Raw genomic sequence first — 14,763 nt, forward strand, 5'->3', positions numbered from 1 at the left:
GGCTAGGCTGACCATCGTGATTGATCCCAAGCTGCTGCGCTCCGACCCCGACCGCGTACGCGCCTCGCAGAGGGCCCGCGGGGAGTCCGCGTCCGCCGTCGACGACCTGCTCGCCCTGGACGAGAAGCGCCGCACCGCGATCACCGCGTACGAGACCCGACGCGCCGAGCAGAAGGACCTCGGCAAGCTGGTCGGCCGGGCCAAGGGGGCGGAGAAGCAGGAGCTGCTGGAGCACACCAAGGTGCTCGCCGCCGAGGTGAAGGAACTGGAAGCCACGAGCAAGGAGGCCGACGCCGTCTTCACCGACCGGCTGCGCGGCCTGGGCAACCTGATCGCCCCCGGCGTGCCGACCGGCGGCGAGGACGACTTCGTGGTGATCGAGGCGATCGGCACCCCCCGCGACTTCGCGGCCGAGGGATTCACCCCGCGCGACCACCTCGAACTCGGGGAGATCCTCGGCGCGATCGACATGGAGCGCGGCGCAAAGGTGTCCGGCTCCCGGTTCTACTACCTCACCGGGGCGGGCGCCGAACTGGAACTGGCGCTGATCAACCTGGCGATGCGCAAGGCGCTGGACTGGGGCTTCACCCCGATCATCCCGCCGGCGCTGGTGAAGCCGGCCGCGATGGAGGGCACCGGCTTCCTCGGCCAGGCCGCCGAGGACGTCTACCGGCTGGAGCGCGACGACATGTACCTGGTCGGCACCGCCGAGGTGCCGCTGGCCGGCTACCACATGGACGAGATCGTCGAGTCGCTGCCGAAGCACTACGTCGGCTACAGCCCGTCCTACCGGCGCGAGGCCGGATCGTACGGCAAGGACACCCGCGGCATCTTCCGGGTGCACTGGTTCGACAAGGTCGAGATGTTCGTCTACTGCGACCCCGACGACGCCGAGCGGGAGCACCACCGGCTGCTCGGCTTCGAGAAGGAGTTCCTCGAGGCACTGGAGCTGCCGTTCCGGGTGATCGATGTGGCCTCCGGCGACCTCGGGCTGTCGGCCGCGAGGAAGTTCGACTGCGAGGCCTGGCTGCCCACCCAGCAGACCTACCGTGAGGTCACCTCGACGTCCAACTGCACCGACTTCCAGGCCCGCCGGCTCAACATCCGCGGCCGGTTCGAGGACGGCACCGCGCCGCTGGCGACCCTCAACGGTACGCTGTGCGCGGTGACCCGGATCATCGTCATGCTGCTGGAGAACCACCAGCAGGCCGACGGATCGGTCCGGGTGCCGACGGCCCTGCGGCCCTACCTCGGGCGCGACGTCCTGCGGCCCCTCCAGGGCTGAGTCCTGCGGGTGCCCGGGAGCTGGCGGCCACGCCTGGTGGCCCTCGACATCGACGGCACGATCGTCGACCACGACTCGGTGCTGCCCGCGCCGCTCGGCGACGCCATCCGGCGGATCGCGGCGCAGGGCACCCGGGTGGTGCTGTCCACCGGCCGGTCCTGGCACGACACCCGCGACCTGGCCGACCGGCTGGACCTGCCGGAGGGGCCGTACGTCTGCTCGAACGGGGCGGTGGTGGTCCGCTACCCGCCGATGGACGTGCTCCGGATGGTCACCTTCGACCCGGCCGACGTGATCGAGCGGGTGCAGCGGATGGCTCCGCAGGCGCTGATCGCGGTCGAGGAGGTCGGCCGAGGCTACCGGCTCAACGCCCCGTTCCCGCCCGGCGACCTGTCCGGCACGATGGAGGTGGTCGGGGTGGACGACCTCGCCTCCCGGCCGGTCACCCGGGTGATCGTCCGTGACCCCGGCAGCTCACCCGAGGACTTCCTCGACCTGGCCGAACGGCTCGGTCTGCACGGCGTCTCGTACTACATCGGCTGGAGCGCCTGGCTCGACATCGCCCCTGAGGGCGTGCACAAGGCGATGGCACTGGCCGATGTCTGTGCCCGCCGCGGGATCGACCCGGCCGATGTGCTGGCCCTCGGCGACGGCCGCAACGACATCGAGATGCTGCGCTGGGCCGGTCGGGGCGTGGCCCTCGGCGACGCCCCGCTGGAGGTCCGGCTCGCCGCCGACGCGGTCACCGGGACGTTCGACGAGGGCGGCACCCTCGCCGAACTGTCCCGGTGGTTCGACCTGGACTGAATCCGGGGCCGGAGCGGTCGGCCGCTCAGGCGGCGGCCAGCGAGGCCTTCCCCTCCGGGGCGGCGGGACGGGACCCGTCGCTGTGCACCACGACCGCCCGGGCCGTCATCACCTCGTCGCGGCTCGGCGGGGTGAGCTCCCCGCCCGGCCGGGGCGCCTGCGAGACGCCGGCGGCCTCGGCCCGGGCCCGACGCAGGTGCCGCTTGACGGTCGACAGGGAGCAGCCGAGCCGCTGCGCGATGGTCTCCAGCGACATGTGCGGGTTCTGCGCCCGCAGCCGGACGATCTCGGCATGGTTGACCTGGTGCGGGGAGGCGGACACACCGGTGAGCGAGTCGAGGTCGTCCGGGCCGACGGACAGCTCGAGGAGCACCCGCATCCGGCGCCGCTGCGGCTCGGTGGTGCCGGCCACGAAACCGGCCACGTCGTGTTCCACCACCGCCCGGTAGAGGCAGTCCTGCAGTGCGCAGCACCCCGCGCAGATCGCCGTCGCCCGGCGGGCCATCGCCGACCGTTCCCGACGTTGCTCGGCCGTGGCCGACCGACCCGGGTCGTCCTCCAGCAACGGATGCTGGTACAGCTCTGGGTGCGCGGTGCACCCGGCCTCGGTGACAGAAACGCTCACGGTCATCCCCTACTCGTGTGACGTATCAGTGTGGTGTTGTCCGTACGGTTGGACGTCCGGACACCTGGGGATGGTTCCCTGACCGGGTGAAAGGTCGGGGGCGGGAAGGTGAACGCCGGGTTACCGCGGGATCAGAGGTACATGCCGCCCTGCCCCGGGCCCTGGCCCGGCATCGGATGCGGCGGGGTGAGGGGATTCTGCTGGGTGGGGAGTTCCCGGCGGCCCCGCTCGAGCTGGGCCCGGGCGGCCATCTGCTGGGCGACCAGGGCGGTCTGGATGCCCTGGAAGAGTCCCTCCAGCCAGCCGACGAGCTGCGCCTGGGCGATCCGCAGCTCGTCGTCGGACGGGGTGTGCGCCGGGGTGAACGGCCGGGCCAGTCGCTCCAGCTCGTCGGCCAGGGTCGGGCTGAGACCGTCCTTGAGCTCCGTCACCGACGTCGCATGCAGCTCCGCCAGCCGCTGCCGGCTGGCCTCGTCCAACGGAGCCGCCCGTTCCTCGTCCAACAGCCGCTGGATCATCGTGGCGATCCGCATCACCTTGGCCGGTTCCTCGACCTGGTCGGTGACCGAGCCGTCCTGCCCCGCGGGGCGGTCGGTACGGTCACCCGCCACCGCCATCTCCTCGGGGCCGACGACATACACCCGGCCGTCGTCCGTACGACCGGCGAGGACCTGCTGCTCGTTCGTGCCGCCGGGGGTACCGTCCTGCCGTTGCTCGCTCATGGGTCGAGTCTAGGAGGCGTCGTGGCGCCGGACACCCGGGGCACCGGGAAGCCCGGAGGCAGGAAGCCGGACTAGCGGACCAGGACGATCTTGCCGCGATGCCCCGGGGCGTCCATCAGCTCGTGTGCCCGGCGGACCTCGTCGAACGGCACCCGCTGGGTACGCAGCGGCCGGATGATCCCCTCGGCCAGCATCGGCCAGACCACCTTCGCCACCCGGGCACAGATTGCCGCCTTCTCGGCGGGCGGCCGGAAGCGCAGCGACGTGGCGTGGATGCTGGCCCGCTTGTTGAGCAGCAGGCCGAGGTCGAGTTCGCCCTTGCGCCCGCCCTGCAGGCCGATCGTCACCTGCCGGCCGCCGACGGCCAGTGCCCGGACGTTCAGCGGCAGGTACTTGGCGCCCATGATGTCGAGGATGACGTCGGCGCCGTGACGATCGGTGAGCTCCTTCACCGCGGACACCCAGTCCTCGTGGTAGTCGAGGGCGTGGTCCGCGCCGAGGGCGCGGCAGTAGTCGAGGTTCTCCGCGGAGCCGGCGGTGGTCAGCACGGTGCAGCCCAGGCCCTTGGCGTACGGGATGGCGAACGACCCGATGCCACCCGCCCCGCCGTGCACCAGGAAGGTCTCGCCGGGCGCCAGCCGGGCCAGGTCCAGGTTGGACACCACCGTCGCGGCGACCTCGAGGATCCCGGCGGCGTCGACCAGGTCCATCTCCGGGGGCGCCGGGACCAGCTGGCCGGCCGGGGCGACGACGTACTCGGCGTACCCGCCGGAGGCCAGCAGCACCAGGCACTCCTGGCCGGGCTGCCAGCCGGTGACGCCTTCGCCGAGCTCCGCCACCACGCCGGAGACCTCCAGCCCGATGGTGTCCGGATGGCCGGGCGGCGGCGGGTAGTGCCCCTGGCGCTGCAGGATGTCCGCCCGGTTCACCCCGGCGGCGACGACCCGCACCAGCACCTCCCCGGGGCCGGGGACGGGCCGCTCCACCTCGACGATCTGCAGGGCCTCGGGTCCGCCCGGCTCGGGGGCGAGAATCGCGCGCATGAACATGGTCCCAGCCTCGCACACAGGCTTCGCTAGGATCGAGAGTGATCCTCATTGGCGAGATCGCATAGTGGACTAGTGCAGCCGCCTTGAAAGCGGCCGAGCGGGTGACCGTTCCGTGGGTTCGAATCCCACTCTCGCCGCGTGAACAGCTACCGCCTGGACGCAGTCCTGCCCGCCCGTGCCTTCGGCATCGCCGCCGGCCTGCTGATCGTGGGCGGGGTGCTGTTGGTGGCGGCGACCGGGCTGCACTGGCACGTCGTGATGACTGTCATCGCGACCGTGCTGGTGCTGCTCGGCGCCGTGCAACTGACCCTCGCGCTGATCGTCGCGTTCCGCGGCCGGGTCCGGATCACCCTCGACGACGACGGCTATCGGCTGTCTGCCCTGGGCCGGACCAGCGAGCGGAGCTGGACCGAGATCAGCCGGGCCACCGTGACCGAGGACCAGCTGCGGCTCTATCCCCGTGAGGACGAGGCGCACCCCGACCGGGTCCCGTTGCTGGACCCGGCGCGGGGTGCGGAGCTCGACCGGCTGGCGGCCGAGGTCACCGAGCGGATGCGGGCGGCGTACGGCCGGCTCGACTGAGACGTCGCCGCGGGGTCATCCGATCACTCCTCGGCCAGGGCCTGGGCCGGGCTGACCCGGGCCGCGGCGGACCCCGGCACCACCGAGGCCAGCCAGCCGGCGGCGACCGCGACGGCGGCCACCGCCAGCAACCGGCCCCAGGGGATGACGATCAGCACGGTGCTGATGCCGCCGAGCAGGGCGTACGCCCCGGCGACGCCGTAGCCGATCCCCAGGCCGATCCCGAGCAGGGTGCCGATCACCGCCAGCACCACCGCCTCCCAGCCGAGCATCCCGCGCAACTGGCCGCGGGTCAGCCCCAGGGCGCGCAGCAGCCCGCTCTCCCGGGTCCGCTCCAGCACCGACAGGCTGAGCGTGTTGCCGATGCCGATCACCGCGATGACCACGGCCACCGCGAGCAGGCCGATCACCACCGCGAGCATGGTGTCCACCATCCCGGTGACCTGCTCCCGTTGCGCGGCGGCGCCGGCCACCTGGGCCTCGGTGCCGGCGGCCCGGCTGACGTCCTCGACCACCTGGGCCGGATCGCTGCCCGGGGCGAACCGCAGCCAGACCGCAGCGGTGGCGTCCGGCGCGATCCGGTGCAGGGTGGCGGGGGTGACCACCGAGTTCAGCCGGTCGCCGGCGACCACCGCGGTCACCGTCACCTCCCCGGCCGGGCCGCGCAGGGTGACCCGCTGCCCGTCGACCAGGCCGGACTCCGGCGACGCGACGATGGTGTCGTCGCGCAGCCCGGCGGCCACCCGGTCGTCGCGCAGCACCCGCTCGGCGTCCGGGGACAGTGCCACCGCGGTGATCGTCCGGTCCCGGCCGCCGCTGGCTGCCTTCAGCTCCGCCGTGGGCACCCGGGCCGCGGCGGCTACACCGGTGGTGTGCGCCATCCGGTCGTACGTGGCGGTGGACATCGTGGCGGCCGGCTGGGCGATCGCGTCGACCGGGAAGGCCCGGTCCAGCTCGGCGGTCGCGGTGCGGTTGCCGGAGGCGGCGCCGACCAGCATCAGGGCGACCAGGGTGGTGCCGATCACCAGCGCGGAGGCGGTGGCGGCGGCCCGCAGCGGGTTGCGCCGGGCGTTCTCCGCAGCCAGTTCGCCGGTCAGCCCGCCGAGCCGGCCAGTCAGCCGGGACAGCCCGGCGGCGCAGGCAGGTACCAGCCACCGACCCAGCATCACGACGCCCACCAGGGAGAGCGCGCCGCCGGCCAGCCCGGGCACCAGGGCGTGGCCGACCGCACCGTACACCAGCAGGGCGGCGCCACCGGCGGTCGCCACCGCGCCGAGGATCGCCCGGAGCAGCCCGCCGCGGGAACGCAGGGCGGCCGGCTCCAGCGGCCGCAGCGCGGCCATCGGCGACACCCGGGTCGCGGCGCGGGCCGGGGCCAGGGCACAGGCCACGGTGAGGACGATCCCGGCGACCAGCGGCACCACCAGGCTCCACCAGGACGGGGTGAACGCGACCAGTTCCATCGTGGTGCCGCGGGACAGCCGGACAGCCAGCGCGGCGAGGACGCCGCCGAGCAGGACGCCGCCGAGCGAGCCGAGGCCGCCGACCAGCAGCGCCTCACCGAGCACGTCGCGGAACACCTGCCGCCGGGTCGCCCCGACACAGCGCAGCAGGGCCAGCGCCCGGGTCCGCTGGGCCACCACGATGGTGAAGGTGTTGGTGATCACCAGTGCGGCGGCGACCAGGGCGATCACCGCGAAACCGAGGATCAGGCCCTGCAGTTCGGCCAGCCCGTGGGTGTAGTCCTGGATCCGCTGGTCGATCTCGGCCTGGCCGGTGCGGACGGTGAGCCGGGCGTCGCGGACCGCCGGCACGGCGGCGACGGCATCGCGGAGGGCGGCGGGATCCGCGCCGTCGACGAAGACCTCGTCGTAGCCCGGGGTGGTGCTCACCGCGAAGACCTGGTCGGGGACCGCGTAGGCGGTCGAGGAGCCGGCCAGTGGATCGTTCGGGACCGCGACGATGCCGACCACCCGCAGCGCGGTCGGGCCGGCGTCGGTGAACGGGGTGACCACGATGTCCTGGCCGACGGTCAGCTGACGGACCCGGGCGGTGGTGGCATCCACGGCGATCTCGCCGGTCCGGGCCGGCAGGGCACCGGCCTCCAGCCGATACTCCTCGGGCTGCGGGAGGGTGGAGAAGACCAGGGTCTCCTCGCGGCCCTCGACCTGCTGGACAGTGGTCGCCCGGGCCGCGCCGCGCACCCCGGTCACGCCGGGCAGCCGGCGGATCGCGTCCAGCCCGGCGGGCGGCAGTCCGGTCGCCTTGTTGTCGGAGCTGGGCACGGTGAGCACCGTGGCGGCGGTGCCGACGCTCGCCGCGGCCCGGTCCCGCATGGTGGCCCGCAGCCCGTCGCCGAGCAACATGCTGAGGGCCACGAAGGTGATGCCGAGGACGACGGTGACGAAGGCCGCCACCAGCCGGCGTGGTTCGCGCAGCATCGTCAGCGCTCCTCGTCGGCGACGATCCGCCCGTCGGCGAGCCGGACGATCCGGTCGGCGTACGAGGCCGCCTGCGCGTCGTGGGTGACCATCACGATCGTCTGGCCGAACTCGTCGACGCTGCGGCGCAGGAAACCCATCAGGTCCGCGCCGGCCACCGAGTCCAGCGCCCCGGTCGGCTCGTCGGCGAAGACCACCTCGGGCCGGGTGACCAGGGCACGGGCCACCGCGACCCGCTGCTGCTGGCCGCCGGAGAGCTCGGCCGGGCGGTGATCGAGCCGGTCGGCCAGCCCGAGCACCTCGACCAGCCGGTCGAACCAGTCCCGGTCCGGGCGGCGCCGGGCCAGCCGCAGCGGCAGCAGGATGTTCGCCCGCGCGTCGAGGGTGGGCAGCAGGTTGAACGCCTGGAAGACGAACCCCACCCGGTCACGGCGCAGCACCGTCAGGTCATGGTCGTTGAGCGTGGTGATGTCGGTGTCGCCGATCCAGGCATGTCCCGAGGTGACCGCGTCGAGGCCGGCAGCGCAGTGCATCAGGGTGGACTTGCCGGACCCGGACGGCCCCATGATCGCGGTGAACCTGCCGGCGGGGAACTCCACGCTGACCCCGTCCAGGGCTCGTACGGCGGTGTCGCCGGATCCGTAGATCCGGGTCAGGTCGGCGGTCCGGACGGCGGCGCGTGGTGGCGCGGTGATCGTGGTCATGGCCCCCACTCTGCTCGCCGCCCGGCCCACCGACATCGGTCCGCGGGCCGGATCGGGGGATACGCCCGGGGTCGTAGGGGACGCCCCGGGGGACCCTCCCCAGGGTCGCGGCCGGATCAGCCCCGGGCACCCTAGGGGCGCGGCCGGACCAGTCCCGCGTCGTACGCCAGGACGACCATCTGCACCCGGTCCCGCAGCGCGAGCTTGGCGAGGATGTGGCCGATGTGGGTCTTCACGGTGGCCTCGGAGAGGAACAGCTCGTCGGCGATCTCGGCGTTCGTCAGCCCGCGGCCGACCGCCCCGAGCACCTCCCGCTCCCGGGCGGTCAGCGCCGCCAGCCGCTCGTCGGGGGTGCGCAGGTCGATATTGTCGGCCAGCTGCGGTCGCAGCCGGTCCAACAGCCGCCGGGTCGCCGACGGGGCGACCACCGCGTCGCCGGAGTGCACCGCCCGGATCGCGGCGAGCAGTTCCTCCGGCCCGGCGTCCTTGAGCAGGAAGCCCGACGCGCCGGCGCCGAGGGCGGCGTACACGTACTCGTCGAGGTCGAAGGTGGTGAGCACGATCACCCGGGCCGCCGGGTCCGTGGCGAGGATCCGGCGGGTCGCCTCGACCCCATCGAGGCGCGGCATCCGGATGTCGATCAGCACGATGTCCGGCGCCAGCCGGCCGGCCAGTGCGACCGCCTCCACCCCGTCGCCCGCCTCCCCGACGACGGTGATATCGGGCTGGGCGTCCAGCACCATCCGGAACCCGGCCCGGACCAGGGCCTGGTCGTCGACCAGCAGGACGTGGACGGGTGCGGTCACGGGCGGGACTCCTCGGCGGGCAGGGTGGCGATCACCTCGAACCCGTCGGGACGCGGACCGGCCACCAGCTCCCCATCGTAGGCGGCGACCCGTTCCTGCATCCCGATCAGGCCATGGCCACTGCCGTCCGCGGTGGACCGGCCCCGCCCGTCGGGGCTGGGGCGGCGGCCGGTGTTGACCACGGCGATCCGCAGGCCGTCGGACCGGTGGGTCAGGGTGACCTCGGCGGTGGCATCGGGCCCGGCGTGGCGGAGCACGTTGGTCAGCGCCTCCTGGACGATCCGGTAGCCGGTCAGCTCCGCCCCCGCCCCGAGCGGCGGGTGCGCCTGCGGGTCGCCCCGTTCGGCGTACGTCACCGGCAGGCCGGTCTCCCGGGTGGCGGCGACCAGCGCCGGGATGCCCTCCAGCGAGGCCTCCGGCTCCCAGTCGACCGGTCCTCCGGTGCCGTCCCGGAGCACCCCGACCAGTCGGCGGGTCTCCGTCAGGGCGGTCCGGGCGGTCGCGGCGACCGTCTCCAGGGTGCTCGCGTCCTGCCCGTGGAGCCGGGCCAGATAGGCGCCGCCGTCGGCCTGGACGACGATGACGGACAGCGAGTGGGCCACCACGTCGTGCATCTCCCGGGCGATCCGGGTCCGTTCCTCGCCGGCGGCCCGCCGCCGCAGCGCCAGCTCGGTGCGCCGGCGCTCGGCGCCGAGCCGGCCCATGAACCAGGCCGCGGCGCAGACCACGAAGGCGGCGATCGCGTCGCCGACGCTGGTCATCACCGGACGGAAGTCGCGGGACATCCCCCAGTCGATCCCGGCGGCGACCGACGCGGCCGCGGCGATCAGCAGCCAGAGCCGGGCCCGGCGCGGAGCGGTCCGGGTGGCGACCGAGTGCAGCACGATCGGCACGGTGACGTTGGCGAAGGACGGCAGGTCGGCCACCGCGAGCTGGACCAGATGGGCCGGGAACAGGGCCAGCGCCGCCCACTGCGGATGGGTCCGGCGGATCACCAGCGGCAGGACGTACGCCACCGACCACACCACGTACGGCCACTGGGGCCCGGAATGGTGCAGGGCCAGCGTCGACCCCAGGGTGGGCGGGAAGAGCAGCGCGGCGATCAGGCCATCGCCGACCATCGGGTGACGGACGAACCAGGACCTCAGCGCCGCGATCACCGTGCGCGCCCGGTCACTTCACCCAGTACGGCGGGTTCGCGGTGGCCTCCTCGGCGGCCACCGGGTCGTACGCACACACCGAGCGGACATTGACACTGGTCTCGGACGGGGACGGCGAGGGGGTCGGTGTCGGCGTCGCGGTGGTCCGGGAGCTGCGGGTCGGGGTGGGCGTGGGGGTCGGTGTCGGGGTGGTCGGCGCGGCCGGAGCGGCGGGGGTGGTGGCCGGCGTCTTGGCGTACGACTCCTTGATCGCCTCCTGCACCTGGGTCTTCATCAGCGCGAAGTCGGGGTGCGCCGAGCGGAACCCGGCCACGCCGTTGGTGAAGACGATCGACCGGATGTTCGCCGACCGCATCAGCAGGGCGAGGTTGAGCACCGACGGCAGGTCCTCCTGCGGGATGTCGGTGAGCACCACTCCCTGGAACTCGCGGGCGATGGCTTCGTAGCGGCTCAGCAGGTTGGGGACGTTGGCCTGGTCGGCGAGGGCGCTGATCACACAGCGCTGCCGGCTCATCCGCTGGAAGTCGTCGGAGCCGTACCGGCCGCGGGCGTACCAGAGCGCCTGGTTGCCGTCGAGGTGCTGGGAGGGGCCGGGGGAGAGCCACTGCTTGGGCGGCACGTGCGCGTCGGTGCTGCCGCCCATCGGGATGTAGCTGTTGATGTTGACCGTGACCCCACCCATGGCGTCGATCAGCCGCTCGAAACCGGCCAGGTCGACGACCGCGTAGTAGTCGATCGGGATGCCCATTGCCTCACCGACCGCCGCTTTCATCGCGTCACCGCCGGCATGCGTCGTGTCCGGGAAGAGGCCGGGGTGCTGCTCTGGGACGAACTCGTAGAGGGCGTTGAGGAAGTACAGCGGGTCGTCGGCGTTGTAGCCGTCGTACCACCCGTCCGGATAGGCCTCGCGCAGCGGCCCGGCCGGGAAGGGCATCCGGGCGGTGTTGCGGGGCAGCCCGAAGAGCACGGTGTCGCCGGTGGTGGTGTCGATCGAGGCGACCATCACCGTGTCGGTGCGCATCCCGGTCCGGTCCGGTCCGGAGTCACCGCCGAGCAGCAGGATGTTGAGCCGGCCCTTCTCCTTCCACACCTGGGGGACGGTACCCGCCATCTGGGCGGTGTTGCCACCGAACACGGCCCGGACCAGGTCCGCCTGCGACCAGGCGTAGCGGACGCCGACCGCGGACGGCGCCGCGACGGCGAAGGTGAGCACCACGACCATCAGGAACCCCGCCCAGCGCTGCCACCGGCGCACCGGGAGCGGCCGGACACGCAGGTGCACCGCGACGATCGTTCCCACCCAGGCCAGCCCGACGACCCCCAGCCCCGCCCCGGCGACGCGCAGGAAGGCCGGGTTGACGACCAGCGCCAGCGCCCACTCACGATGCACCGCGATGACCACCCCGAGCGCCGCCGCGGCGCCGACGACCAAGGCGATGACGAGGTTGCCGAGGGCACGATGGCCCGCACGGATGAGTCCGACCCCGGGAACGACGGTGGTCAGGACGGTCCATCCGGTGGCGCCGGCGAAGGAGTCGGCGCGCAGCCGGTCGTGCTGGGGGTCCATGGATGCTCCGAGCCGTCAAGAATGAGTTTCCCCCAATGTAACGCGCCGTTCAGCTGGAGCTCTGGTAACCCGACCTCACGTCCCGATGACCTCGGCAGGGACACGGGCGAGTCCTCGGGACACCAGATCGCGGACGTCGCAGCTGACCAGCACGGCTCCGGCACGGCGAGCCGCCGCCACGTACGCCGCGTCGTAGACCGAGATGCCGTGATCGCCGGCGATGGCCGTCGCGCTCGCCAGCAGCGCCGGGTCGGCCCGCTCGAGTCCGCCGTCATCGGCGAGCGCCGCCACCCGGGCGCGGAGCCGATCGGCGGCCGCCGGGTCGCGCCAGGCCCGGACCGCGACATTCGCCACCTCGTAGTACGCGAGGTCGAGGGTGGCCAGCGGGTCGTCACGGTTGAGCAACCGGACGGCGTCGCGGTGATGCTGATCGTCGGAATCCTCACTCGCCAGGAGGACACTGGCATCGAGCAGCCACAGGTTCACCGTTCGGGCCGATTCGCCTTGAGGACCTCCGCGACACGACCGCCGTGCCCGCGGGCGTGATCACCCGCCGCAGCGATCTCCTCCATCCGCGCCGCACGGCGGATGCTGCGCTGGTGCAGTGCGTCCTCTGCGAATGTGCGCAGCAGCGCACTGCGGGTGGTCCCGCGCCGATCCGCCTCGGCGTCAATGGCCCTCAGCACCTCATCGGGGAACGACACCATGACCTTTACCATGGCCTGAGTATAGCCGGTATTGCCGCCGGGTCGACGATCCTGGCGCGGCGACCACGGCCGGGCAGTCGGTGCGTTCCGGTTGGACCGCCCGGGGCGGAATCTGTAGCATGAACCCTCGGTACTCGGGGCCTCGCGGCTCCTCGTGCTCGGAGGCGTCGCCTAGTCCGGTCTATGGCGCCCGCCTGCTAAGCGGGTTTGGGACCTCAATCCCATCGCGGGTTCAAATCCCGCCGCCTCCGCCCTTGTGAGGTGTCCCGGTCCACCCGGAACGGAAATGTCTTTCCGGGTGACCCGGGACACACTAGAGTGCTCCCCGTTCCGCGTACGGGAACCCCGGGCATCGGGCCCGAGGGTCGTACGCCGTTGACGAAGGAGTCACCGTGGCCGCCGCCCCTGGAGAGTTCGTCCGCCCGTCCGATGCCGTCCTGGCCGGCACCCATGTCCCCGACCATGCTGCGTTCTCCGCCCAGGCCGGTCAGGATCCGCTGGGATTCTGGGCCGCGGAGGCCGCCGAACTCGACTGGTCCCAGCCCTGGGACCGGGTGCTCGACGATTCCGGGGCACCGTTCTTCCGGTGGTTCACCGGCGGCCGGACCAACATCGTCGCCAACGCCGTCGACCGGCACCTGGACGGGCCGCGGAAGAACAAACTGGCACTGATCTGGGTGCCGGAGAACGGCGGCGACCCGCGGACCTTCTCGTTCCACGCGCTGAACCGGCAGGTCAACCGGATGGCCAACGTGCTGAAGGCGATGGGCGTGGTCAAGGGCGACATCGTCACCATCTACCTGCCGCGGATCCCGGAGATCTGGTTCGCGATGCTCGCCTGCGCCAAGATCGGCGCGGTGCACTCGGTGGTGTTCGGCGGCTACTCCGCCGACGCGCTGCGGGAGCGGATCGACAACTCGGCGTCCAAGCTGCTGATCACCGCCGACGGGTCCTGGGTGAACGGGTCGGTGTTCCCGATGAAGGCGATCGTCGACGAGGCGATCCGGTTCTCCCCGACGGTGGAGAACGTCATCGTGGTGCGGCGGACCGGCTCCGAGGTGGTGATGGACCCGCTGCGGGACCACTGGTACCACGACCTCACCTCGCTGCCGATCGCCAACGGTCGGTGCGAGACCGTCGCGGTGGATGCCGAGGACCCGCTGTTCCTGCTCTACACCTCCGGGTCCACCGGCCATCCGAAGGCGATCGTGCACACCCATGGCGGCTACCAGGTCGGCGCGTACGCCACCACGAAGTACGTCTTCGACGTCAGCGACGAGGACCGCTACTGGTGCACCGCCGACCCGGGCTGGGTCACCGGCCACACGTACGGTCTCTACGGGCCGCTGCTCAACGGGGCCACCTCGTTCATGTTCGAGGGCGGGCCGACCTTCCCGTACCCGAACCGCTGGTGGCAGCTGATCGAGTACTACGGCATCTCGATCTTCTACACCGCCCCGACGGCGATCCGCTCGCTGATGCGCTTCGGCGACGCCTGGCCCGCCCGCCACGACCTGTCCTCACTGCGAGTGCTCGGCTCGGTCGGTGAGCCGATCAACCCGGAGGCCTGGCACTGGTTCCACGACGTGATCGGCAAGGGCGCCTGCCCGATCATGGACACCTGGTGGCAGACCGAGACCGGCATGTTCCAGATCACCCCCACCCCGGCACTGCCGCTCAAGCCCGGCTCGGCCGGCAAGCCGTTCTTCGGCCAGGAGGTGGCGATCCTCGACGACGAGGGCCACGAGGTGCCCACCGGCACCGAGGGGATGCTGGTGCTCAAGCACCCGTGGCCGGCGATGCTGCGGACGCTCTACAAGGACGAGAAGCGCTACCTCGACACCTACTGGTCGAAGTACCCGGGTGCCTACCTCACCGGCGACTCGGCCCGGATCGATGAGGACGGCTACATCTGGATCGTCGGGCGGACCGACGACGTGATCAAGGTCTCCGGCCACCGGATCGGCACCGCCGAGGTCGAGGCCGCGATGAACTCCCACCCCAACGTGATCGAGTCGGCCGCGATCGGCCTGCCGCACGAGGTGAAGGGCCAGGCGATCCACGCCTTCGCCATCCTCCGGGCCGGCCTGAAGGGCTCCCCGGAACTGGCCGAGGACATCCGCCGCCACGTCGCCCAGCACCTCAGCCCGATCGCCAAGCCCGACGTGATCGACTTCGTCGACTCGCTGCCGAAGACCCGGTCGGGCAAGATCCTGCGCCGGGTGCTGAAGGCCCAGGCCCTCGGTGAGGACGTCGGCGACCTGTCGACGATGGACACCGGGGCCTGAGCCGACCGGGACACCGGCCC

At 72.4% G+C, this 14,763-nt stretch carries 14 protein-coding genes and 2 tRNA genes; 6 read left to right on the plus strand and 10 right to left on the minus strand.

The window, feature by feature from the left end:
• The first annotated feature begins 16 nt into the window (after window positions 1–16).
• Together serS and R0145_RS01860 are read left to right on the plus strand one after the other, a co-directional pair.
• Complete coding sequence (gene serS, locus R0145_RS01855; protein WP_317838742.1) at window positions 17–1,285, plus strand: serine--tRNA ligase; 1,269 nt, start codon at window positions 17–19, stop codon at window positions 1,283–1,285.
• A gap of 33 nt (window positions 1,286–1,318) precedes the next feature.
• On the plus strand, window positions 1,319–2,092 hold the full coding sequence (locus R0145_RS01860) for an HAD family hydrolase (protein ID WP_317840126.1): 774 nt from the start codon (window positions 1,319–1,321) through the stop codon (window positions 2,090–2,092).
• Between the two features lie 25 nt (window positions 2,093–2,117).
• Here R0145_RS01860 and R0145_RS01865 read toward each other — a convergent pair whose 3' ends face one another.
• The 3 genes from R0145_RS01865 to R0145_RS01875 all read right to left on the minus strand — a co-directional run bounded on the left by R0145_RS01865 (window position 2,118) and on the right by R0145_RS01875 (window position 4,482).
• On the minus strand, window positions 2,118–2,717 hold the full coding sequence (locus tag R0145_RS01865; RefSeq protein ID WP_317838743.1) for a sigma factor-like helix-turn-helix DNA-binding protein: 600 nt from the start codon (window positions 2,715–2,717) through the stop codon (window positions 2,118–2,120).
• A 131-nt stretch (window positions 2,718–2,848) separates the two neighbouring features.
• Window positions 2,849–3,439 carry a bacterial proteasome activator family protein gene (locus R0145_RS01870; protein ID WP_317838744.1) on the minus strand — a complete coding sequence of 197 codons (591 nt, stop codon included), beginning with the start codon at window positions 3,437–3,439 and terminating at the stop codon, window positions 2,849–2,851.
• A 71-nt stretch (window positions 3,440–3,510) separates the two neighbouring features.
• Window positions 3,511–4,482 (minus strand): NAD(P)H-quinone oxidoreductase, encoded by a 972-nt coding sequence (locus R0145_RS01875; RefSeq protein WP_317840127.1) that lies wholly within the window; start codon window positions 4,480–4,482, stop codon window positions 3,511–3,513.
• A 56-nt stretch (window positions 4,483–4,538) separates the two neighbouring features.
• Here R0145_RS01875 and R0145_RS01880 point away from each other — a divergent pair.
• Together R0145_RS01880 and R0145_RS01885 are read left to right on the plus strand one after the other, a co-directional pair.
• A tRNA-Ser gene (locus tag R0145_RS01880) sits at window positions 4,539–4,625 on the plus strand.
• Between the two features lies 1 nt (window position 4,626).
• Entirely contained in the window at window positions 4,627–5,070 is a 444-nt protein-coding gene (locus tag R0145_RS01885) for a hypothetical protein (RefSeq protein ID WP_317838745.1), read from the plus strand.
• A 23-nt stretch (window positions 5,071–5,093) separates the two neighbouring features.
• Here R0145_RS01885 and R0145_RS01890 read toward each other — a convergent pair whose 3' ends face one another.
• From R0145_RS01890 to R0145_RS01920, 7 genes are all read right to left on the minus strand, one after another.
• Window positions 5,094–7,511, minus strand: a complete 2,418-nt coding sequence (locus R0145_RS01890; protein WP_317838746.1) for an ABC transporter permease — start codon at window positions 7,509–7,511, stop codon at window positions 5,094–5,096.
• A gap of 2 nt (window positions 7,512–7,513) precedes the next feature.
• The gene (locus R0145_RS01895) at window positions 7,514–8,215 is read right to left on the minus strand and encodes an ABC transporter ATP-binding protein (RefSeq protein WP_317838747.1); all 702 of its coding nucleotides are present in this window, start codon (window positions 8,213–8,215) and stop codon (window positions 7,514–7,516) included.
• Between the two features lie 131 nt (window positions 8,216–8,346).
• Window positions 8,347–9,021, minus strand: coding sequence for a response regulator transcription factor (locus R0145_RS01900; protein WP_317838748.1), 675 nt, complete (start codon window positions 9,019–9,021; stop codon window positions 8,347–8,349).
• The gene (locus R0145_RS01905; protein WP_317838749.1) at window positions 9,018–10,181 is read right to left on the minus strand and encodes a sensor histidine kinase; all 1,164 of its coding nucleotides are present in this window, start codon (window positions 10,179–10,181) and stop codon (window positions 9,018–9,020) included. Before R0145_RS01905 ends, R0145_RS01900 begins: the two co-directional genes overlap by 4 nt.
• 13 nt (window positions 10,182–10,194) lie before the next feature.
• Window positions 10,195–11,748: an LCP family protein gene (locus R0145_RS01910; RefSeq protein WP_317838750.1), complete on the minus strand. Its 1,554-nt coding sequence runs from the start codon at window positions 11,746–11,748 to the stop codon at window positions 10,195–10,197.
• 75 nt (window positions 11,749–11,823) lie between these two features.
• Window positions 11,824–12,234: a PIN domain-containing protein gene (locus tag R0145_RS01915; protein WP_317838751.1), complete on the minus strand. Its 411-nt coding sequence runs from the start codon at window positions 12,232–12,234 to the stop codon at window positions 11,824–11,826.
• The gene (locus R0145_RS01920; RefSeq protein ID WP_317838752.1) at window positions 12,231–12,467 is read right to left on the minus strand and encodes a ribbon-helix-helix domain-containing protein; all 237 of its coding nucleotides are present in this window, start codon (window positions 12,465–12,467) and stop codon (window positions 12,231–12,233) included. Before R0145_RS01920 ends, R0145_RS01915 begins: the two co-directional genes overlap by 4 nt.
• 148 nt (window positions 12,468–12,615) lie before the next feature.
• Between R0145_RS01920 and R0145_RS01925 the strand changes: the two genes are divergently transcribed.
• Window positions 12,616–12,706 (plus strand) — tRNA-Ser (locus R0145_RS01925).
• Between the two features lie 141 nt (window positions 12,707–12,847).
• Complete coding sequence (gene acs / locus R0145_RS01930; RefSeq protein ID WP_317838753.1) at window positions 12,848–14,743, plus strand: acetate--CoA ligase; 1,896 nt, start codon at window positions 12,848–12,850, stop codon at window positions 14,741–14,743.
• Window positions 14,744–14,763 lie beyond the last annotated feature (20 nt).

The sequence above is a fragment of the Raineyella sp. W15-4 genome (assembly GCF_033170155.1).
GTDB lineage: Bacteria > Actinomycetota > Actinomycetes > Propionibacteriales > Propionibacteriaceae > Raineyella.

What these genes read in the sequence shown, in the direction of transcription:
- R0145_RS01910 (WP_317838750.1), bottom strand. Translation starts at nt 11,748, where the DNA reads ATGGACCCCCAGCACGACCGGCTGCGCGCCGACTCCTTCGCCGGCGCC.
- R0145_RS01870 (WP_317838744.1), bottom strand. Translation starts at nt 3,439, where the DNA reads ATGAGCGAGCAACGGCAGGACGGTACCCCCGGCGGCACGAACGAGCAG.
- R0145_RS01890 (WP_317838746.1), bottom strand. Translation starts at nt 7,511, where the DNA reads ATGCTGCGCGAACCACGCCGGCTGGTGGCGGCCTTCGTCACCGTCGTC.
- R0145_RS01875 (WP_317840127.1), bottom strand. Translation starts at nt 4,482, where the DNA reads ATGCGCGCGATTCTCGCCCCCGAGCCGGGCGGACCCGAGGCCCTGCAG.
- R0145_RS01895 (WP_317838747.1), bottom strand. Translation starts at nt 8,215, where the DNA reads ATGACCACGATCACCGCGCCACCACGCGCCGCCGTCCGGACCGCCGAC.
- R0145_RS01920 (WP_317838752.1), bottom strand. Translation starts at nt 12,467, where the DNA reads ATGGTAAAGGTCATGGTGTCGTTCCCCGATGAGGTGCTGAGGGCCATT.